16 protein-coding genes are annotated in these 19,848 nt (G+C 65.5%); 7 read left to right on the top strand and 9 right to left on the bottom strand.

Annotated features, from left to right (window positions below):
- Positions 1 to 375: 375 nt before the first annotated feature.
- Positions 376 to 792, bottom strand: a complete 417-nt coding sequence (locus tag C4S71_RS00660; protein WP_160113338.1) for an Imm50 family immunity protein — start codon at positions 790 to 792, stop codon at positions 376 to 378.
- A 505-nt stretch (positions 793 to 1,297) separates the two neighbouring features.
- Between C4S71_RS00660 and C4S71_RS00655 the strand changes: the two genes are divergently transcribed.
- Positions 1,298 to 2,677 (top strand): NCS2 family permease, encoded by a 1,380-nt coding sequence (locus C4S71_RS00655; protein ID WP_086511698.1) that lies wholly within the window; start codon positions 1,298 to 1,300, stop codon positions 2,675 to 2,677.
- A 31-nt stretch (positions 2,678 to 2,708) separates the two neighbouring features.
- Here C4S71_RS00655 and C4S71_RS00650 read toward each other — a convergent pair whose 3' ends face one another.
- A complete protein-coding gene (locus C4S71_RS00650) occupies positions 2,709 to 3,305 on the bottom strand; it encodes a protein-methionine-sulfoxide reductase heme-binding subunit MsrQ (RefSeq protein ID WP_103967860.1) in 597 nt (198 codons plus the stop codon).
- 34 nt (positions 3,306 to 3,339) lie between these two features.
- Positions 3,340 to 4,305 (bottom strand): protein-methionine-sulfoxide reductase catalytic subunit MsrP, encoded by a 966-nt coding sequence (gene msrP / locus C4S71_RS00645; protein WP_103967859.1) that lies wholly within the window; start codon positions 4,303 to 4,305, stop codon positions 3,340 to 3,342.
- A 219-nt stretch (positions 4,306 to 4,524) separates the two neighbouring features.
- Here msrP and C4S71_RS00640 point away from each other — a divergent pair, with 219 nt between their 5' ends.
- The gene (locus C4S71_RS00640; RefSeq protein ID WP_103967858.1) at positions 4,525 to 5,526 is read left to right on the top strand and encodes a cytochrome-c peroxidase; all 1,002 of its coding nucleotides are present in this window, start codon (positions 4,525 to 4,527) and stop codon (positions 5,524 to 5,526) included.
- Positions 5,527 to 5,680: 154 nt separating this feature from the next.
- Here C4S71_RS00640 and C4S71_RS00635 read toward each other — a convergent pair whose 3' ends face one another.
- The 6 genes from C4S71_RS00635 to C4S71_RS00610 form a co-directional block, all read right to left on the bottom strand.
- Positions 5,681 to 6,676: an adenosine deaminase gene (locus C4S71_RS00635; protein ID WP_103967857.1), complete on the bottom strand. Its 996-nt coding sequence runs from the start codon at positions 6,674 to 6,676 to the stop codon at positions 5,681 to 5,683.
- A gap of 196 nt (positions 6,677 to 6,872) precedes the next feature.
- On the bottom strand, positions 6,873 to 8,573 hold the full coding sequence (cydC, locus tag C4S71_RS00630) for a thiol reductant ABC exporter subunit CydC (protein WP_103967856.1): 1,701 nt from the start codon (positions 8,571 to 8,573) through the stop codon (positions 6,873 to 6,875).
- Between the two features lie 2 nt (positions 8,574 to 8,575).
- Positions 8,576 to 10,249, bottom strand: coding sequence for a thiol reductant ABC exporter subunit CydD (cydD, locus tag C4S71_RS00625; RefSeq protein ID WP_103967855.1), 1,674 nt, complete (start codon positions 10,247 to 10,249; stop codon positions 8,576 to 8,578).
- 4 nt (positions 10,250 to 10,253) lie between these two features.
- On the bottom strand, positions 10,254 to 11,264 hold the full coding sequence (gene cydB, locus C4S71_RS00620; RefSeq protein ID WP_086511705.1) for a cytochrome d ubiquinol oxidase subunit II: 1,011 nt from the start codon (positions 11,262 to 11,264) through the stop codon (positions 10,254 to 10,256).
- Positions 11,265 to 11,267: 3 nt separating this feature from the next.
- Entirely contained in the window at positions 11,268 to 12,680 is a 1,413-nt protein-coding gene (locus C4S71_RS00615) for a cytochrome ubiquinol oxidase subunit I (protein WP_103967854.1), read from the bottom strand.
- Between the two features lie 292 nt (positions 12,681 to 12,972).
- The gene (locus C4S71_RS00610; RefSeq protein WP_103967853.1) at positions 12,973 to 13,953 is read right to left on the bottom strand and encodes a calcium/sodium antiporter; all 981 of its coding nucleotides are present in this window, start codon (positions 13,951 to 13,953) and stop codon (positions 12,973 to 12,975) included.
- A 141-nt stretch (positions 13,954 to 14,094) separates the two neighbouring features.
- Between C4S71_RS00610 and C4S71_RS00605 the strand changes: the two genes are divergently transcribed.
- The 5 genes from C4S71_RS00605 (at position 14,095) to C4S71_RS00585 (ending at position 19,843) form a co-directional block, all read left to right on the top strand.
- On the top strand, positions 14,095 to 15,441 hold the full coding sequence (locus C4S71_RS00605; protein ID WP_103967852.1) for a paraquat-inducible protein A: 1,347 nt from the start codon (positions 14,095 to 14,097) through the stop codon (positions 15,439 to 15,441).
- On the top strand, positions 15,438 to 17,114 hold the full coding sequence (pqiB, locus tag C4S71_RS00600; RefSeq protein ID WP_103967851.1) for an intermembrane transport protein PqiB: 1,677 nt from the start codon (positions 15,438 to 15,440) through the stop codon (positions 17,112 to 17,114). The genes C4S71_RS00605 and pqiB overlap by 4 nt, the downstream gene beginning before the upstream one ends.
- 57 nt (positions 17,115 to 17,171) lie before the next feature.
- Entirely contained in the window at positions 17,172 to 17,759 is a 588-nt protein-coding gene (locus tag C4S71_RS00595; protein WP_103967850.1) for a PqiC family protein, read from the top strand.
- A gap of 83 nt (positions 17,760 to 17,842) precedes the next feature.
- The gene (locus C4S71_RS00590; protein WP_103967849.1) at positions 17,843 to 18,370 is read left to right on the top strand and encodes a helix-hairpin-helix domain-containing protein; all 528 of its coding nucleotides are present in this window, start codon (positions 17,843 to 17,845) and stop codon (positions 18,368 to 18,370) included.
- 153 nt (positions 18,371 to 18,523) lie between these two features.
- Positions 18,524 to 19,843, top strand: coding sequence for a DEAD/DEAH box helicase (locus tag C4S71_RS00585; RefSeq protein WP_103967848.1), 1,320 nt, complete (start codon positions 18,524 to 18,526; stop codon positions 19,841 to 19,843).
- The last annotated feature ends 5 nt before the right edge of the window (positions 19,844 to 19,848 follow it).

The following is a 19,848-nucleotide window of genomic DNA, read 5'->3' as shown; positions in this document are numbered from 1 at the left end:
ATGTGTACGCGAAGGTAGCGCAGGATATCGCCCGCTGCATCCTCTGCGTGTCCGCGTACATATTCATGCTCATCATGAAGCGCTGCTGCAACGACTGGCGCAACTGCTGCCAGGTCAAGGCGTCGGCAGGTACGCGCAAGGTGACCGAAGCCAAGAATTGCGTTGCCGCGAACGTTGAAATGCGGGTGCTCAGCCAATGTAAGACAAATGCTTTCGGCCCACGCACAATCGGGCGGGTCCATAGTTATGACGATTGGCACATATAGCAGCTCTTCCGGGATGCCTCTAGCGACTACAGCATCAACATCTTGCTCTGTCCATCCGTCTCGGAATGGTCCCATTTCGCAACCTAAAGTCAAAGCTGAGGGGCGCGCATCAGCGTGTCCGCTCCATGCCGTTGTTAACTGTTTCCTCGTCGATATACGCACTTACGCCAGCAATGCGTATGCATTCGCACTGTCCGCTGAGGACTATAGCGGGACCACGCAACATGAAGGAATAGCCAGCCTGCATAGGCGCAACCTCCAAATTACCCGAATTATCCTTGTCGAAACCAGTCAGCGAAAGTGCCTCGACTCCAATGAACTCGATCCACACCTGAACCCGGTTCGCCTCGGGCGGCCAGCGCCTCGAAGGATGTTCAGGGAAGCGAGGAAGGTCTGCTCGAAGTGCAACAACCGGCCCATCTCTCTTGAGACTGACCTCGAAAACATTGAGCGAACCCAACCCTTCGATGGAATTGAACAGCCTAGATAATGCTTCTGGATTTATCAGGCAATGAGGCCAATCCACGCTGTACTTTCTCCTCAACAGCTAGCGCCGCCAACACGCGTGACTTTGTAATGGAGGCGAAACCACAATGAAAAAGCAACATAGCCCAAGACTGCGTCCAGCCAGAGGCCGTCGAGGGGATATAGCGTACAGCAGAGCCGCAAACTCCAGGGACGCTACCGCCCTGCTGGCAGAATGGATGACGATTCCCATCATCCTTAGTGCGGCATCCCTGTGTACTTCTTGATCATGTAAGCCATCTTCTGCGGCTTTTTTCCTTACCGTAACCAAGCGAAACGTTGAGGGCAACGCCTAGGCGAGCCTTGGCCCTCTCCTCTCTCGTCTCATCCCCTATCCCGACCTCCTTGCGCACGCCTCTACGACGTTAGTCGCAAGCCACCTGTCCAATCGGTCAAATATCTTCTAGGCTGTAGCCGAACAAGCCTGACCAAACGGTCAAGCCTGTCGCTGCGGCACCCAACAACGCTGATTCGACAACGCCAATCCAACAACAACGGACACAGATATGGAACCGACCTCCTCCCTAGCCGACAAGGCAGATGGACGCCCCTCCGCGCGAGCCACGGGGCAAGGAAGCAGCTGGCTGGACAGCTATTTCGGCGCAAGCCGTCGTGGCTCCAGCGTACGTACCGAGATTCTGGCGGGCATCGCCACCTTCCTGGCTTCGATGTACATCATCGTGGTCAACCCGGCGATCCTCTCCCATGCCGGCATTCCCTTCTCCGCCGCGCTCTCCGCCACCGTGCTGATCAGTTTCATGAGCAGCCTGGCCATGGGCCTGTATGCCCGCAACCCGATTCTGGTGGCGCCGGGCATGGGCATGAACGCGCTGTTCACCTACACCCTGGTGCAGGGCGCCGGGCTTTCCTGGGAGGTGGCACTGGGCTGTGTGTTCTGGTCCGGCGTGCTGTTCGCCACCCTGGCAATGTTCAACGTGCGCGAGGCGATCATCAATGCGATTCCGCCTTCGCTGCGCTATGCCATCACCTGCGGCATCGGCTTGTTCATCACCTTCATCGGTTTCAAGAACGCCGGTTTCATCGTCGGCAGCGATGCGACCCTGGTCACCCTGGGCAGCATGGACGCCTCGCTGATCACCTTCTTCATCGGCATGATGGCCACCGCCATTCTGGTGATCATGCGCTTCAACGGCGCGCTGATCCTGGGCATTGCGCTGACCACCCTGCTGGCCACGCCGATGGGGCGCCTGTGGGGCGGCGACGTGGTGGTGGAGTGGAGCGGTATCGCCGCCTGGCCCGACTTCAGCGCGGTGATGCAGGTGGATATCTGGGGTGCGCTCAAGGTCGCCTACCTGCCGTTCATCTTCGTCATGCTGTTCACCAATTTCTTCGATGCGCTGTCGTGCTTCATGGCGCTTTCGGAATCCGCCGATCTCAAGGACAAGGACGGCAATCCGCGTAACCTCAAGCGCTCCATGACCGTGGACGCCTTCGCCTCGATGATCGCCGCACCGCTGGGCACCAGCGCGGCGCAGACCTTCATCGAGTCCGGTGCCGGCGTGGCTCAGGGCGGTCGTACCGGCTTGGTGGCGGTCACCATCGCCTTCCTGTTCCTGCCCTTCCTGTTCCTCTCGCCGCTGCTGTCGCTGGTGCCCGGTATCGCCACGGCGCCGGCCTTGGTGCTGGTCGGGCTGTTCATGCTGGCACCGGTGAGCAAGATCGACTGGTCGCAGTTCGAGCAGGCGTTCCCGGCCTTCCTGGCGATCATCCTGATGCCGCTGACCTACTCGATCACCCTGGGCATCGCTTTCGGTTTCCTGAGCTTCGTGTTGATCAAGCTGGCCACCGGCAAGCTTTACGACATCAAGCCGGCGATGTGGGTATCGGCAGCACTTAGCGTGGTGATGTTAGTGACAACCCATTGAGAGGAAGTGGGCCGGCGAAAGCCGGCCCGCTTCATTGACGACGGATGGCGGCGTCGATGAGCCGGAAGAGCACCAGTGCCGCCAGAGTGGCGGCAAATAGCATCGGTAGCAGGTAGTCGGCGCGGGTCAGGATCCACAGATGCGTCACCCCCAGCGCCGCGGCCACGTAGATCAGGCGGTGCAGCCAGTGCCAGGCCGTCCAGCCCATGGCCTTTCGCACACGTGCGAAGGAAGTTACAGCCAGCGGTACCAGCAGCAGCAGCGCGGCCACGCCGTAACGAATGTAGGGCAGCTCGACCATTTCGCGGCGAATCCACGGCCAGTCCCAGTATTGATCCAGCCCCATCCAGGCCAGCATGTGGGCTACCAGCCAGAAGAACGCCCACAGACCGATCTGACGCCGGGCGGCCATGAAACCGACCCAGCCGGTGAAGCGAAACGCCGGGCTGAAGGCGATGGTCAGCAGCAGCAGGATCAGCCCCGTCTTGCCAGTGAAGTGCACCACTGCCTCGCCGGGCACGGCGCCCAGATCGCCGAAGAACCACTGCCAGCCAAGCCAGGCGGCCGGCGCACTGCAGCCCACCAGCACCAGCAGGCGAAACAGGTTGATAGCGGTGCGTCGATCCACGCTGACATGACTCCCTGAGTGGCTGGCGCTTTACTCAATAGTGTCGCTGCAGGTCCATGCCGGCGTAGAGGTGCGCCACCTCATCGGCGTAGCCGTTGAACATCAGCGTTTCGCGCCTACCGCTCTCGCCGATCCTGCGCTCCCGCGCCTGGGACCAGCGCGGATGATCCACCTGAGGATTGACGTTGGCATAGAAGCCGTACTCCTCGGGGTTGCGCTCCTCCCAGGAGCTCGGCGGGCGCTCCTCCACCAATGAAATGCGCACGATCGACTTGATGCTCTTGAAGCCGTACTTCCACGGCACCACCAGGCGAATGGGCGCGCCGCTCTGGTTGGGCAGGATCTCGCCGTACAGGCCCACTGCCAGCAGGGTCAGCGGATGCATGGCCTCGTCGATGCGCAGCACTTCGCGGTAGGGCCAGTCGAGCACGCTGCGGCGCTGGCCGCGCAGGTTGTCGGGGTCGTGAATCGATTCGAACACCACGTAGCGGGCGCGCGAGGTCGGCTCATGGCGTTTGAGCAGGTTTGACAGCGGAAAGCCGATCCAGGGCACCACCTTCGACCACGCCTCGACGCAGCGCAGGCGGTAGATGCGTTCCTCCAGCTCCTGATGCTTGAGTACGTCCTCGAGGGCGAAGGTGCCCGCCTTGTCCACCGCCCCTTCGATGGTCAGCGACCAGGGGTCGGTGACGAGCCGGTGTGCGAAGGTCTCGGGGTCGCGCTTGCCGGTGCCGAACTCGTAGAAGTTGTTGTAGGTGGTGATGTCGCGCAGCGAGGTCGGCGCTTCGCCGCCGGCCAGGTCATGGCTGGGCAGCTGTGTATCGAGGCGTGCTTCGAGAACGCCCTGCCATGCGTGGGACGAGCGCGGCCAGAGCAGGCCGGGGGCAACGGCAGCGGCGCCCAGGGCGAGGCCCGTGTTGAGAAAGCGACGCCGCGACTCGAACAGTTCGCGGGGCGTCACTTGCGATTCCGGTATCGATGGGTAGCGGTAACGGCTCATCTCGGATCCTCCCGAAGGCGACCGAAGAGACCACAGCTTCGCCTGTGAAACAAGCGTTTGTCACTGGACGCATCACGGGAGTGAAGAAAACTTGACCCACCTCAATGAGGCGTCCATTCCGACCTTTTCACTTGGTTGATACCGCTCAAGAGCCAACCGTAACCTGATGTTGCATTTCAGGCTACAACCGTCTCTAGCTTGCAACCAAGGGGATTCGCCATGATTCATACTGCTCTCGCCAGGCCGGCACTCATCGCCGCCGCAGTGTCGCTGAGCGCCGCGTTGGCGGCAACCGGCGTGGCCGCCGACGACGGCCTCGGCGACTACCGTGACCGCTTCGAACCGCTGCCCCACCTGCCGCCGATTCCGGCTCACAACTCGCTGACCGAGGAGAAGGTGGAACTGGGCAACATGCTGTTCTTCGAGCCGCGCATCTCGTCCAGCGGCGTGATCAGCTGTGCTACCTGTCACAACCCGGCGCTGGGCTGGAGCGATCGCATTCCGCGCGCCACCGGCCACGACGGCCAGATCGGCGAACGCAACACACCCACGGTGCTCAACTCCGGCTTCCTCGGCGCCCAGTTCTGGGATGGTCGCGAGCCCGACCTGGAAGGCCAGGCGCTGGGTCCGATCCAGGCCGATATCGAAATGGCCATGGATCTCGACGCTGCCCTGGAGCGTCTGGAAGAGTTCGAACTCTATCAGGAGAAGTTCGCCGAGGCCTTCCCCGGTGACGACAACCCGATCAACAAGGACAACCTGGCCCAGGCACTGGCCAGCTTCCAGCGCACCCTGAACACGCCGAACTCGCCCTTCGACCGTTACCTGCGCGGCGACATGAACGCGATCAACGATCAGGAGAAGCGCGGCATGCAGGCCTTCGTCGATACCGGCTGTATCGCCTGCCACAGCGGCCCGGCGCTGACCGACAGCAACTTCTGGGCGATTCAGGTGCCCGGCTCCACCGACGTGGGTCGCTTCGACGTGACCGGCGACGAGGCCGACATGTACAAGTTCCGCACCCCGACCCTGCGCAACGTCGGCGTGACCTACCCGTACATGAACAACGGCGCCACCGAAACCCTCGAGGAAGCCGTGGCCATCATGGGTCGCGAGATGCTGAACCGCGAGTTCGAGGACGAGATGATTGCCGACATCACCGCCTTCCTGCACACCCTGACCGGCAAGATGCCTGAGTTCGAAGTACCGGCTCTGCCGTAAAACGGAACCGGCTCTGCCGTAAGACGGAACCGGCGCTGCCGTAAGGCACGGCCCAGTCGCAGGGATTGAAGCAAGGGAACTATAAAAAAGAGTACAAGAGCTCCCCCGGCCCAGGCCGGGGGAGCTCTTTTATGTTCAGCTCTTCATGTAACGTTCAGACGCTCTCGGCCAGATGCCGGTGCAGTTCCAGGCGACGCTTGTCGCTCATGAAGGCGGATTCGATGGCGGTGCCGGCCAGCTGCACGAAGGTCTCCTTCGACCAGCCGAAGGCATCGTGACAGGCCATGAAGTTGTCCAGCATGCCGCCGCCGAAGTAGGCCGGGTCGTCCGAGTTCAGGGTGATGCGCAGGCCGGCTTCGAGCAACTGGGGCAAGGGATGGTCCTCGATGCGCTCCACCACCTTGAGTCGCACGTTGGAGAGCGGGCACACCGTCAGCACCACCCCCTCGTCGCGCAGCCGAGTCACCAGCGCCGGATCCTCCAGGCAGCGCACCCCGTGATCGATGCGACACACGTCGAGCAGGTCGAGGGCCTCGCGAATGTATTCCGGCGGCCCCTCCTCACCGGCATGGGCGACCCGCGGGATGCCGAGCATCTTGGCACGCTGGAACACCTCGACGAACTTGGAGGGCGGGTGGCCCCGCTCGGCGCTGTCGAGGCCCACCGCATCGAGCATTTCCCAGTAAGGGGCGGCGCTCTCCAGCACCCGCATCGCCTCGTCGGCTGGCCGGTCACGCAGAAACGCCATGATCAGTGCGGTGGACATGCCCAGCTCGCGTTCGGCTTCGCGCTGGGCGAGGCTCAAGCCCTCCATCACCACCTCGAGCTCGATACCCCGGGCCAGGTGGGCCTGAGGATCGAAGTGCATCTCCACGTGGATCACCCCTTCGGCATGGGCACGGCGGAAATAGTCCATGGCCAGGTCGTGGAAGTCCTCGCTGCGCTTGAGCACGCTCATGCCCTGGTAGTAGAGCTCGAGAAACGAGGAGAGGTCCTGGAAGTCGTAGGCCGCGCGTACCGCTTCCACCGAGTCGTAGGGCAGTTCGACCCCGTTGCGCCGGGCCAGGGCGAACATCAGTTCGGGCTCCAGCGAGCCTTCGATATGCAGATGGAGCTCGGCCTTGGGCAGCCGCTTGAGGAAGTCTCGCATGATGCACCTCGTCGCCTTTATTTCATCATCCTGATGGATATACCTGATTTGCGCAAACGGTCAATCAGGCTTTGTCCGAAAACTGGTTGCGCTCGACCATACAGCGTTAAAAATCGGCTCAAAGTACTCATTTACACCCCGTAAACTCCGTCTTTTTGCCGATTTTTGCCTTGTCTGGTCTTCGCTCACCGACTTTTCAGACAAGCCTTGCCGGAAGCCGCTGTACAAAATTGATACCCGGGGGATCGAAGGCGCCACCATCCAGTTGGTGCACCAGGTAGAGCACACTGCGCCCGGTGAGCCACGCATCGAGTCGCGGCGAGAGTCGCGCGACGGTGCCGGCGTCCAGGCCGGCGAAGGGTTCGTCGAGAATCACCAGGCCGGGGTCGCGCAGCCACAGCCGCGCCAAGGCCAGCCGCCGCGCCTGACCACCGGAGAGCGCTCGCCCACCCTCGCCCACCGGGGTGGCCAGGCCATGCGGCAGGGCCTCGGCCCAGTCGGCAAGCTCGACCCACGCCAGCGCCTGCCACAGCTGCGCGTCGGCGGCCTCCGGCGCCGCTAGCCGCAGGTTGCTCGCCAGGCTGTCCTGGAACAGGTCGATACGCTGGCCGAGAATGGCCACCCGCTCGCGCAGCGATGCCTCGTCGACCTCGCCCAGGGGAATGTCGCCCAGCAGGATTTCCCCCTGGCTAGGCGGCATCCTCCGGGTCAGCAGCGCCGCCACGCTGCTCTTGCCCGCTCCCGAGGCACCGGTAAGGGCCAGGCGCTGGCCGGGCGCTACGACAAGATCGAGATCCTGCAGGGCCGGCGCCAGGGCGCCTGGATAGTGCAGGACTATTTCGCGCAGCCGCACGCTCAAGGCCCCTGTGGGAAGCTGCGCATGGCCAGCGCTGAGCGTAGCCTGCCCCGCCTCTTCCACCTCGTTGAGGCGCTCGGCCGCGCCACGACTCGCCCCCAGTTGGGTGAAGGCGGCGGGCAGCAGCGCCAGCACCTCGCCGAGGGCCAACACTGCAATCGGCATCATCACCATCACGGCGCCTGAAATGGCGCCCTGCTGCCAGGCCGCCGCCGCCAGCCACAGCGCCGCCACCATACCCAGCCCGACCATCAGGTTGACCAGGGCGACACCCAGGCCCGCCACGCCGGCCAGATGCCGCTGATCCTGGGACAGCCTCGCCTCGCGCTGGAAGAAGTTCTGCCGGTGCCACTCCCGGCTGCGGTAGGCCTCGAGCTCCGCCAGGCCGGTGAGATGCTCGATGGCCTGGCTGCGCAGGCGCTGAAGATGCGCCACCTGTCGCTTGCTCGACGCCATGCCCAGCCACGCCTGCCCGGCCGTCAGCCACGCCCAGGTGGGCACCAGCAGCGCCGCCACGGTCAGCCCAACCATGGGTACCCAAAGGGCAAGAAAACCAGACAGCAGCGTGATGGCGGCCAGTGCCACCGCCGGTGGCGCCAGCAGGCGCAGATAGAGACCGTCCAGGGTGTCGATGTCGGCGGTCAGGCGGTTGAGCCAGTCGCTGGCGCGCTGGCGCGCCAGGCTGCGGTCGTCGAGCCGAGCCATGGCCGTGAACAGACGATGGCGCAGGTCGGCGAGCAGCCGCAGCACGGTGTCGTGGTTGTAGAGCCGCTCGCCGTAGCGGGCCACGGTGCGGCTGACGGCGAAGAAGCGTATCCCTGCGCCCGGCACGTAGACGTCGAACGCCACGGCCATGCCCAGGGCCAGCGCCATGCCGGCCAGCGCGCTGGCGGCGATGAACCAGCCCGACAGGGTCAGCAGCCCCACCGCCGAGAATACCGTGACGATCAACAGCAGCACGCCGATGGCGAGCCGTGTGCGGCGCTGGGCCAGCAGGCGCAGCCAGGGGGCGAAGGTAGCGCGCAACGAGCGATCCGACATGCTCAACCTCCCGCCTCCAGCACCTGTTCCCGCCCTTCGTGCAAGGCCAGGCGACGGCTCGCCATGGCCATCAGTGCGGGATGGTGGGTGGCGATGACCAGCGTTCTGCCTTCCTCCCCCAGCCGGCGCAGCGATTCGATGACGCGCGCTTCGGTCGCTTCGTCGAGGCTGGCGGTGGGCTCGTCGAGCAGCACCAGCTCGGCATCGGAGAGAAACACCCGCGCCAGCGCCAGGCGCTGCGCCTGGCCCCCGGAAAGCCCCGAGCCCCGCTCGCCCAGCGGCGTATGGATGCCCTGCGGCAGCGCCGCCACCAGCTCGGCCAGCTCGGCGTGCGCCAGGGCGCGCTCGAGCTCGGCGTCGCTGGCTTGCGGGGCCGCCAGACGCAGGTTTTCGGCCAGGCTGCCATGAATCAACAGCGGCCGCTGATCCATCCAGGCGATCTTGAGGTCGGGCGCTGCAAGGCGCTGTCCCGAGGCCGGTGCCACGAAGCCCGCCAGCAGCTGCAGCAGCGCCGACTTGCCGGCCCCCGACGGTCCGCTGACCACCAGGGTGTCGCCTCTTTCGACGACCACATCCAGCGGTCCCAGTACCTGCCCCCGCCCCGGGTGGGTGAGTGTCACCGCCGCCAGCGCCACGCAGCGCTCCGGCGCTGGCGGCGGTGAAGTCGTTGCATGCGTGGGCCGCACCGGCTCACCCAGCAGGGCCAGCATGCCGTCGGCGGCGCCCAGGGCTGCGGCCCGGTCGTGATAGTGCTGGGCCAGGGTGCGCAGCGGCTGGAAGAATTCCGGCGCCAGCAGCAGCACGAGCAGACCGCTGAACAGGGTGAGCTCCTCGGCCGGGCCGAACTCGATGTAGCCCAGCAGGCCGAAGCCGACGTAGATGGCCACCACGGCGATGGCCACCGAAGCGAAGAATTCGAGCACCGCCGAGGAGAGAAAGGCCACCCGCAGGGTACGCATGCTGAGTCGGCGATACTCATCCGCCGCCGCGTGCACCTCGGTAGCGGCCTCGCGCGTACGGCCGAAGAGCTGCAGCGTGGCGATGCCGCGCACGCGGTCGAGAAAGTGCCCCGAGAGCCGGCTCACGGCAACGAACTGGTCGCGATTGAGGCGCTCCGCCCCCATGCCCACCAGGGCCATGAACAGCGGAATCAGCGGTGCAGCGAGCAGCAGGAACAGCGCCGCCAGCCAGTCGAGCGACACCACCACCACCAGGATCAGCAGCGGAATGGCCACGCACAGCCTCAGCTGGGGCAGAAAGCGGGCGAAGTAGCCGTCCAGCGCCTCGACCTGCTCGACCAGTTGGTTGGCCAGCCCCGCGGAATGGCGGGCACCGGCGCGAACCGGCCCCATCGCGGCGAGGTGGTCGAGCAGCTCGGCGCGCACCGCGTGGCGAATGCGCAGGCTGGCCAGCTGACCGCTCAGCTCCTGCCCCCACTGGCACAGGGCGCGGGCCACCAGCACCGCCACCAGCAGCAGGAAGGCCGGGGTGAGCGAGGCCAACGGCGCGCCATCCACCAGCAGGCGGCTGACGATCCACGCCAGCAATGCCATCTGGGCGACGGTCAGCGCACCGGCGGCGATACCCGCCAGCGCAGCCAGCATCAGCCACCCGCGCTGGCCGGCCGCATGAGCGGCCAGCCAGCGTCGCGGCGAAGGTTGAGTGTCGCGCTTCATCAACTCAGTGATAGCCCTCGCCGGCCCGCACCTTGCCGCGGAATACCCAGTAGGACCAGAAGGTGTAGCCCAGCACGAAGGGCAGCACGAACAGCACGCCGAGCAGCAGGAACAGCTGCGACTCGGGCGCCGAGGCGGCGTCCCAGATGGTGTAGTTGGGCGGCACCAGCCAGGGCCACTTGCTGACGATCAGCCCCAGGTAGGTGAAGAAGAACATGCCCAGGGTGGCCATGAACGGCAGCAGCTCGCGCTGGCGCTGTACCGCCCAATACACGCCGTACATGCACAGCAGCGTCAGCGCCGGCAGGATCCAGATCACCTGGATGTGGCCGAACCAGCGTTCCCACACCACCTCGTTGACCAGCGGCGTCCAGATACTGATGATGCCGAAGATCACCAGCACCGCCAGCAGCAGCGGCGGCGTGAGCTTGTAGGCCCACGCCTGGATGTAGCCCTCCGACTTGAGGATCAGCCAGGTGGTGCCCAGCAGCGCGTAGCCGATCATGATGCCGATGCCGGTGAGTACCGTGAACGGCGTCAGCCAGTCGAAGGCGCCGCCGACGAAGACCCCATTCTGGGTCTCGAAGCCCTGAATGTAGGTGCCCACCACGGCGCCCTGAGCAAAGGCCGCCACCGCCGAGCCGCCGCTGAAGGCCAGGTTCCACAGCCGCCGCCCGCGCCGCTCGCGGCGCGACTTGAAGCGCAGCTCGAAGGCCACCCCGCGGAACACCAGGCCGGCCACCATCAGGAACACGCCGATGTAGAGCGCCGGCAGGAATACCGTGTAAACCAGCGGGAAGGCGGCCAGGAAACCGGCCCCACCCAGCACCAGCCAGGTCTCGTTGCCGTCCCACACCGGTGCCACCGTGTTCATCATCACGTCGCGGGCATCTTCGTCCGGGGCGAACGGAAACAGGATACCGAGCCCCAGGTCGAAGCCATCCATCAGCACGTACATCATGATGCCGAAACCGATGATGAGCGCCCAGATCAAGGACAGATCGAACATTTCCATGGTTCAGCTCTCCCCCTTGGCGGGATTGTCGTCGAAGGGCGTGTGGGTGGCCGACCAGGGCCGCTTGGGCGTCTCGAAGTCGTCGACCATCTTCTCCTCTTCCTTCGGCTCCATGCCGTAGCGAATCACTCGCGTCAGGTAGTAAGTGCCGGCGTAGAAGATGATGCCGTAGACGGTGATGTAGCCGATCAGCGTGAACAGCGCCATGCCACCGGTGAGCGAAGGCGTTACCCCTTCAGCATGGGTCATGAACTCGTAGACCAGCCACGGCGCACGGCCCGACTCGGTGGTGATCCAGCCGGCCAGAACGGCAATGAAGGGCGTGACGGACATCAACCGCAGGGTCTGCAGGTAGCGCCGCGAATGGTAGAGCCTGCCGCCGCGGCGCAAATAGAGCCCCACCAACGACACGGCGATCATCAGGAAACCGATGCCGATCATCACCCGGAAGGACCAGAACACCAAGGCGACAGGCGGCTGCTCCTCGGGCGGCGCCTCGAGTATCCCGGGCACCTCGCCATACAGCTCATGGGTCAGGATCAGGCTGGCCGCATAGGGGATACCGATCTCGAAGCGGTTCTGCTGGGCCGCCTGGTCGGGCCAGGCGAACACCAGGAAGGGAGCGCCCTCCTTGGTTTCCCAGTTGCCCTCCATGGCCGCCAGCTTGGTCGGCTGGTACTCCAGGGTGTTGAGACCGTGCAGGTCGCCGACGAAGGCCTGGGTCGGCGTCAGCACCAGCAGCAGCCACATGCACATCGACAGCGCCTTGCGGTTGGCCTCCACGTCGCGCCCGATCAGCAGGTACCAGGCGCTGACCCCGGCCACGACGAAGCCGCCGGTGATGAACGAGGCCATGGCCATGTGGGCGAAGCGATACGGGAACGAGGGGTTGAAGATCGCCTCGAACCACGAGGTGACACGGAACACACCGTCGGTGAACTCGACCCCCGCCGGCGTGTGCATCCAGCTGTTGGCCGCCAGGATCCAGAAGGTCGAGATGAAGGTGCCCAGCGCCACCATGGCAGCAGCGAACAGGTGCACCCCCGGCGGCACCCGTCCCCGGCCGAACAGCAGCACGCCGAGGAAGGCGGCTTCGAGGAAGAAGGCGGTGACCACCTCGTAGCTGAGCAGCGGCCCGATGAAGTTGGCACTGGCCTGGGAGAAGTTGCTCCAGTTGGTGCCGAACTGGAAGGACATCACGATGCCCGACACCACCCCCATGCCGAAGGCGACGGCGAACACCTTGGTCCACAGATAGGCCAGCCGGTCCCATGCCGGATTGCGCGTCTTGTAGAACAGCGCATGCAGCAAGGTGATGTAGGACGCCAGACCGATGGTGAAGACCGGAAAGATGGCGTGAAACGAGACGACGAAGGCGAACTGAATACGCGACAGCAGTACGGGATCAAGCTCCATGACGTACCTCTTGGCTGCAGAAGAGTCAACGTCTCGAGGCATGCGAAGGCACGGGGAGTGCGTTGTTGGACTTCGGCCATGTCCCTCCTGGACAAGGCGTGACGCATTCCACCTCGACACACAGCTAGCCTAGAACAGGGAGTGCGATGGGGCTCTCTTGCTTACAAAAGCCTACACGTCGCAATACTGTTCCAGGTCAATGCATTCCGCTACGTCTTGTGCTTGTGTCGCAAAGATTACTAGATGCAGATGCACCTTCATCTGTGTCGGGTTGTCGCATCCCGCCGTGGGGCTAGCCGCCGCCCTGCACGACCAGCCGTACCATGAACGCGGTATAGCCGACGAACATCGCCAGCAGCATGGCGCCCTCGAGCCGGTTGATGCGCCCGGGACGGCCCTTCCAGCCGATGGCGAACACCGTCATCAGCACCGTCATCACCGTCATCAGGCTCCAGTCGCGCAGCAGCACTTCCCCGCCCACCTCGATGGGCCGTATCACCGCGGCAAGGCCCACCACGCCCAGGGTGTTGAACAGGTTGGAGCCCACCACGTTGCCCACCACCAGATCGTGCTCGCCGCGGCGCAGCGCACTGATGGAGGAAGCCAGCTCCGGCAGCGAGGTACCCACCGCCACGATGGTCAAGCCGATGATCAGGTCGCTGACGCCGAAGCCCAGGGCGATCTCCACCGCCCCCCACACCAGCACACGCGAGCTCAGCACCAGCAGCGCCAGGCCGACGAAGGTCCAGATCAGTCCGGCACGCAACGACATGGGATGCGCCGCCAGGCTCTCCTCGGTTTCGGTTGCCAGGGGATCGCTGCCGTCACGCCGGGCCTGCCAGATGCTGAAGCCGATCATGCCAGCCAGCAGCGCCAGCAGCAGGCTGCCTTCGAACCGCCCGATCATGCCGCCCCACATCAGCAGCGCCGAGAGCAGCGTGACGCCGACCAGCAGCGGCAGCTCGCGGCGAATCACGCTGGAGTGCACCGCCAGCGGCGTGATGACTGCCATGAGCCCCAGAATCATACCGATATTGGCAATGTTGGAGCCGTAGCCGTTACCCAGCGCCAGCCCAGGGTTGCCCTGCCCCGCGGCCAGCGCCGACACCATCAGCTCCGGCGCCGAGGTGCCGAAACCGATCACCAGCATACCCACCAGCAGCGGCGACACCCCCAACCGTCGCGATGTCGCCGCCGCCCCATCCACGAAGCGCTCCGCGCTCCACACCAACAGCACCAAGCCTGCCGCCACGGCAACCAGGGGAAGCAACAATTTCGTCTCCTCGGGGAACATTCAGGGTCGAATGTTTGTATATGGTAGGCACGACGTCAACGTGTCACACTTCCGTATGACCTGCATCATTTGAATGACAGCGTGCCCCTCGCTTCTCTCAGTCATCGAGTCGTCGCTCAAGTGCTCAATCAGCCCCTCCGCTTTCTGCCCGTTCCCGGTGAGCCTCAGGTCGACCAGGCACCGCCCGAGGTGCGTACCTCGCGCCGGCGTCTGCGCGCCTGTCACGAGTGCGACTGGCTGGTGGCCCTGCCGCCATTGCGGCCGGGGCAGCGGGCGGACTGTCCACGCTGTGGTCACACGCTGGTCACCCGTCACCATCGTCCAGCTCAACGCAGCATGGCGCTGGCCCTGGCGGCCATGGTCGCCCTGCTGCTGGCGATCTCCTTCCCCTTCGTCAGCTTCAGCGTGGGCGGCATCGGCAACCGCATCGAACTGACGCAGACGGCCACCACCCTGATCGGCTTTCATCAGCCGCTGGTCGCCATTGCGGTGATCCTCACCATCGCCGTGCTGCCGGGGCTCTATCTGCTCGGCGTGATCTGGCTGCAGCTGGGCTTGCTGCAGGGCCAGCCGCTGCCGGCCAGCCGTGCCATTGCCCGCTCTCTGGCCCACCTCAACCCCTGGATGATGGCCGACGTCTTCATCATCGGGGCGCTGGTCAGCCTGATCAAGGTGGCAGGCCTGGCCCAGATCGAACTCGGCCTCTCGTTCTGGGCCTTCTGCGTGTTTGCCCTGCTGCTGCTGTTCACCATGCAGTCCATCGACTCGGACTGGATGTGGTTCTCGCTGGCCGGCGAGCCCCAGGCGCCGGAGGGCGCCCGCACGGGAACCACCGCCGCGGTGCAGGGTCTGACTGGCTGCCCCACCTGCGGCCTGGTCAATCGGCTGGATGCCAACGGGCGCGGCCACTGCCGTCGCTGCGGCGAAGGCTTGCGCGCCCGCCTGCCGCACAGCCTGCAGCGTACCTGGGCCCTGCTGGCCACCGCCGCTCTGATGTACATACCGGCCAACGTCTATCCCATCATGACCACCACCAGCCTGGGCCACAGCAGCCCTTCGACCATCATCGGCGGCGTGGTGGAGCTGATCCAGATGGGCTCCTGGCCGGTCGCCGCGGTGATCTTCGTGGCCAGTGTGATCGTCCCCGTGGGCAAGCTGGTAGCACTCTCCTGGCTGTGTCTGGTGGTCAAGCGCAGCGGCGAGCTCAATGCCGCAAGCCGCACCTGGCTCTATCGCATTACCGAGTTCATCGGCCGCTGGTCGATGATCGACGTCTTCGTGGTCGCCATCCTGGTGGCCCTGATTCGTGCCGGTTCGCTGATGTCGGTCACCCCCGGCCCTGCGGCGCTGGCCTTCGGTGCAGTGGTGGTGCTGACCATGCTGGCCGCCATGACCTTCGACCCAAGACTGATCTGGGACACGCCCCCGGCGCATGACCCGGACACTACGCAAGGAACCTCTGGATGAGCGATACCCCTCGTGACGACGGGGCCACCCGCGACATGCACCGGGCCAGAGCCACCCCGCAGCGACGCCTGTCGCCGATCTGGATCGTGCCCATCGTGGCGATTCTGATCGGGCTGTGGCTGGTGTACGACAACTACCGCAGCCGCGGCCCCCTGATCACCCTCACCATGAGCAATGCCGAGGGCATCGAGGCCGGCAGCACGCTGATCAAGACCCGCAACGTCGAGGTGGGCCGGGTCGAGCGCGTGCAGCTCTCCGAGGACCTCTCGCATACCGTGATCACGGCACGCATGGCGCCCAACAGCGACGCCATGCTCACCGAAGGCAGTCGCTTCTGGGTGGTCAAGCCGCGCATCGGCCGCGAGGGCATCAGCGGCTTGGGTACGGTACTCTCCGGCGCCTTCATTCAGCTCCAGCCCGGCAGCGGCGAGCCCGGCCAGCGCGAGTTCCAGGTCAGCGACCAGCCGCCCGTGGCCTCGGCCGATGCGCCGGGACTGCGCATCAATCTGGTCAGCCAGCTCGGCAACTCGCTGCGCCCGGGGGATCCGGTGACCTACCAGGGTTACACCGTGGGCCGCGTTGAAGAGGTCGATTTCGATGCCGATATGCGGCGCATGCATCAGCGCATCTTCATCGAGAGCCCCTACGACCGTCTGGTGACCGACAGCACCCGCTTCTGGTCGGCCAGCGGCATCGACCTGCGCCTCGATGCCGACGGCATCCGCATCAACGTGGAGTCCCTCGAGGCCCTGCTGGGCGGCGGCGTCACCTTCGGCGTGCCCGAAGACCTGCCGCGCGGCAGGCCGGTGGAGAACGATGCCACCTTCAACCTCTACGCCGACGAGGAGAGCGCCCGCCAAGGCACCTTCAACCGCTACCTGGAGTACGTGCTGCTGGTGGAAGACAGCGTGCGCGGGCTCTCCCGGGGCGCGCCGGTGGAGTTCCGCGGCGTGCGCATCGGCACCGTGGCCGCCGTGCCCTGGCAGTTCACCGCCGAGCAGCCGGGCACGCGCAACGGCTTCGCCATTCCGGTGCTGATTCGCATCGAGCCGCAGCGGCTCGGCATCGAGAATCAGCAGCTCGATCTTGAGGAGTGGGACGAACGCTTCAAGCGCCTGTTCGGTACTGGCCTGCGCGCCTCGCTCAAGTCGGGCAACCTGCTCACCGGCGCCATGTTCGTCGACATCAACTTCTACCGCGACGAGGCGGAGCAGTACGTGGCGGAAACCTTCAGCGAGCGTACCGTCTTCCCCACTACCTCGGCCGGCTTCGCCCAGATCGAGGCGCAGGTCACCGCGCTGCTGGACAAGCTCAACACCCTGGAGGTCGAGCCGCTGCTGGCGGGTCTCGAGCGCAACCTGAACGCCTCCGAGGCCATGCTGGATGAGATACGCGGCCTGACGAGCTCGCTGCAGGGCATGCTCGACGACCCGGGCACGCGCAGCCTGCCGGGCAACCTCAATGCCTCGCTGGAAGCTTTGCGTGAAACCCTCGAAGGACTGTCGCCCGACTCCAGCGCCTATCGCGAGCTGACCGCCACCGCCGAGCGGCTGGAGCGCCTGATGCGCGACCTGCAGCCGGTGACACGTACGCTCAACGAGAACCCCCGGGCGCTGCTGTTCGACAGCCTCGACGCCGTGGACCCGGTACCGAGAGCGCCAAGGGGCAACTGAGGTGAGGCAGACGCCAGTGAACGATGCTGATCGCAACCTATGGAAACGGAGAGCTGCATGAAGTGGATGTCCCGGTTCGCCCTGCTGACGAGCCTGCTCGTGCTCGTCGGCTGCGCCACCCCCACCACCCCGGCCAACCGCTACATGCTGCCCGACAGCGCCACGGCGCCCTCGGGGGGCAGCCCCGCGGCGGGCCATCTGCTGATCGTGCAGCCGCCGCGCCTGGCCCACTACCTGGACGTCGACGGCATCGTGCTGCAGCTCGACGACATCACGCTCAACGCCGCCCGCCAGCACCTGTGGGCCGAACCGCTGGGGCGGCAGCTGGAGCGCGGGCTGCGCGCGCGCCTGGCGGAGCATCTGCCCGACACCCGCATCATGCGCGACGAGGCCAGCCTCGGGCGCAGCGAGGCGCTGCGCCTGCGCCTCGAGGTGGACCGCTTCCAGGGGCGGCATGACGGTCTGGCCATCGCCAGCGGACAGTGGCAATTGCAGGCAGCGGACGGCCGCCTGCTGGCCATGGAGCGCTTTCATGTCGAGACGCAGCTAGAAGACGACGGCTACCCAGCCCTGGTGCGCGCTCTTGGCGCGAGCTGGGACCGGGTGGCCAGCGAGATCGCAACAGGGATCAGGCAACATCGCTGAGGCATGCCTGTCACGCCGACATGAACTAGTCTCATAAAGCCGTTGACCGGTACTGGAACCGAAACGCTTGTTAAGGACGAACCATGTCGGCCAAGACAGATACCTCGACACCCAAGGACGCCCCCATCGAGCACGAAACTGCCGAGACGCTGCTAAGCCTCGTCAGGCGGCTGGAGCATGAGCTGCTGACCACCCTCGACGCGGACTCGCCGCAGCAAGCCGTCGACAGCTTGCTGACGAGCGTCGAATGTCTCGATGAGCTCGATACGGCCCTGGCAGAGCTGGATCCCCAGGTGACCGGCCCGCTAGTGCAGCGCCTCCGCCTGGGGCTGGACCGGCTGGCCTGCGACCTGTACCGGCGCGGCGGCTGGCAGCATCTGGACGAATCGCAGCGACAGGCGCTGCTCGCTCGTCATGCCGCGGGGCTCACTCAGGTCGACGGCATCGGCCCGGCAAGTGCACAGGTCCTTTTCCTGCATGGTATCAGCGACCCCGAGCGGCTCTGCCAATGGGAACCCGATGCCCTGGATGATATCGAAGGGCTGAACGCTGCCGTGCTCGCCCGCCTCAAGCGCGAACTCGAGGCCTCGCGGAAATCCGGGGCGGAATAAGCTGCAGCGCAAATCATAAGCTGGCATAATGCCGGCACGCGGCGACTCGTGGTCCCTCCTGCCGCGCCCCTGAACCGAATTCTCACGTCTTGGCCCGGGACTGGTCATGTGCCGCTGCACATGGCGTGGCACAGGCGTATCTGCGGAGACCGCATGACCCTTTTTTCCGAACTCGGCCTGCGTGCCGAACTGCTGCGTGCCGTCGAGGCCCAGGGCTATACCACCCCGACCCCGATTCAGCTCCAGGCCATTCCCGCCGTGCTCAAGGGCGGCGACCTGCTCGCCAGCGCCCAGACCGGCACCGGCAAGACCGCCGGCTTCACCCTGCCGATGCTGCAGCGCCTGGCCGACGGCCCGCGCCCCGGCAAGCGCCAGATACGCGCGCTGGTACTGACGCCGACCCGCGAGCTGGCCGCTCAGGTGGGCGAAAGCGTGGCCGACTACGGCCGCCACCTGACCCTGACCAGCCACGTGATCTTCGGCGGTGTCGGCCAGCAGCCCCAGGTGGATGCCATCCGCCCCGGCCTCGACGTGCTGGTGGCCACCCCCGGCCGCCTGCTCGACCTGCAGCAGCAGAAGCACGTGGATCTCTCCCGTGTCGAGATCCTGGTGCTGGACGAAGCCGACCGCATGCTCGACATGGGCTTCATCCATGACATCAAGAAAGTGCTGCGCATGCTGCCCGCGAAGCGCCAGAACCTGCTGTTCTCGGCGACCTTCTCCGATGAGATCCAGGCTCTTGCCGACAAGCTGCTGGACAATCCCGCGCGTATCGAAGTGGCACGCCGCAACACCACCGCGGAGACCGTCGATCAGGCGATCTATCGCGTCGATCGCGAGAAGAAGCGCGAGCTGCTGGCTCATCTGATCGGCCAGCACGGCTGGCATCAGGTACTGGTCTTCACCCGCACCAAGCACGGCGCCAACCGCCTGGCCGAGCAGCTCTCCAAGCAGGACATCCCGGCCATGGCCATCCATGGCAACAAGAGCCAGTCGGCACGCACGCGGGCGCTCTCCTCGTTCAAGAGCGGCGATCTGCAGGTGCTGGTGGCCACCGACATCGCCGCCCGCGGCCTGGACATCAGCGAACTGCCCCACGTGGTCAACTTCGAGCTGCCCAACGTGGCCGAAGATTACGTTCACCGCATCGGCCGTACCGGCCGTGCCGGTAGCGAAGGCCAGGCCATCTCGCTGGTCTGCGTCGACGAGCACGGTCTGCTCAAGGGCATCGAGCGTCTGATCAAGCGCGATCTGGAGAAGCGCATCGAGCCCGGCTTCGAGCCCGACCCCAATGCCAAGCCGGAGCCGATCGAGAACGGCCGCGGCAAGCGCAACGGCCGCTCGGGCCAGGCACGCCAGGGCGGCGACCGTGGCCAGGCGAGCCAGCGCAGCAGCGGCGGTAACGCCGCCAACGGTGACGCACAGGCACCGCGCCGTCGGCGCAGCCGCGGCCAGCGCACGCGGCGCGCCTGACGGCC

Origin of the sequence: Billgrantia desiderata, assembly GCF_900108215.1 — a bacterium.
Classification (GTDB): Bacteria; Pseudomonadota; Gammaproteobacteria; order Pseudomonadales; family Halomonadaceae; genus Halomonas; species Halomonas desiderata.
This window is presented reverse-complemented; position numbering and strand designations above follow the sequence as displayed.

Coding starts and splice junctions, on each gene's coding strand:
- cydC (WP_103967856.1), bottom strand. CDS start 8,573: ATGTCGGATCGCTCGTTGCGCGCTACCTTCGCCCCCTGGCTGCGCCTG.
- msrP (WP_103967859.1), bottom strand. CDS start 4,305: ATGAGCCGTTACCGCTACCCATCGATACCGGAATCGCAAGTGACGCCC.
- cydD (WP_103967855.1), bottom strand. CDS start 10,249: ATGAAGCGCGACACTCAACCTTCGCCGCGACGCTGGCTGGCCGCTCAT.
- C4S71_RS00635 (WP_103967857.1), bottom strand. CDS start 6,676: ATGCGAGACTTCCTCAAGCGGCTGCCCAAGGCCGAGCTCCATCTGCAT.
- cydB (WP_086511705.1), bottom strand. CDS start 11,264: ATGGAAATGTTCGATCTGTCCTTGATCTGGGCGCTCATCATCGGTTTC.
- C4S71_RS00655 (WP_086511698.1), top strand. CDS start 1,298: ATGGAACCGACCTCCTCCCTAGCCGACAAGGCAGATGGACGCCCCTCC.
- pqiB (WP_103967851.1), top strand. CDS start 15,438: ATGAGCGATACCCCTCGTGACGACGGGGCCACCCGCGACATGCACCGG.
- C4S71_RS00585 (WP_103967848.1), top strand. CDS start 18,524: ATGACCCTTTTTTCCGAACTCGGCCTGCGTGCCGAACTGCTGCGTGCC.
- C4S71_RS00590 (WP_103967849.1), top strand. CDS start 17,843: ATGTCGGCCAAGACAGATACCTCGACACCCAAGGACGCCCCCATCGAG.
- C4S71_RS00595 (WP_103967850.1), top strand. CDS start 17,172: ATGAAGTGGATGTCCCGGTTCGCCCTGCTGACGAGCCTGCTCGTGCTC.
- C4S71_RS00640 (WP_103967858.1), top strand. CDS start 4,525: ATGATTCATACTGCTCTCGCCAGGCCGGCACTCATCGCCGCCGCAGTG.
- C4S71_RS00615 (WP_103967854.1), bottom strand. CDS start 12,680: ATGGAGCTTGATCCCGTACTGCTGTCGCGTATTCAGTTCGCCTTCGTC.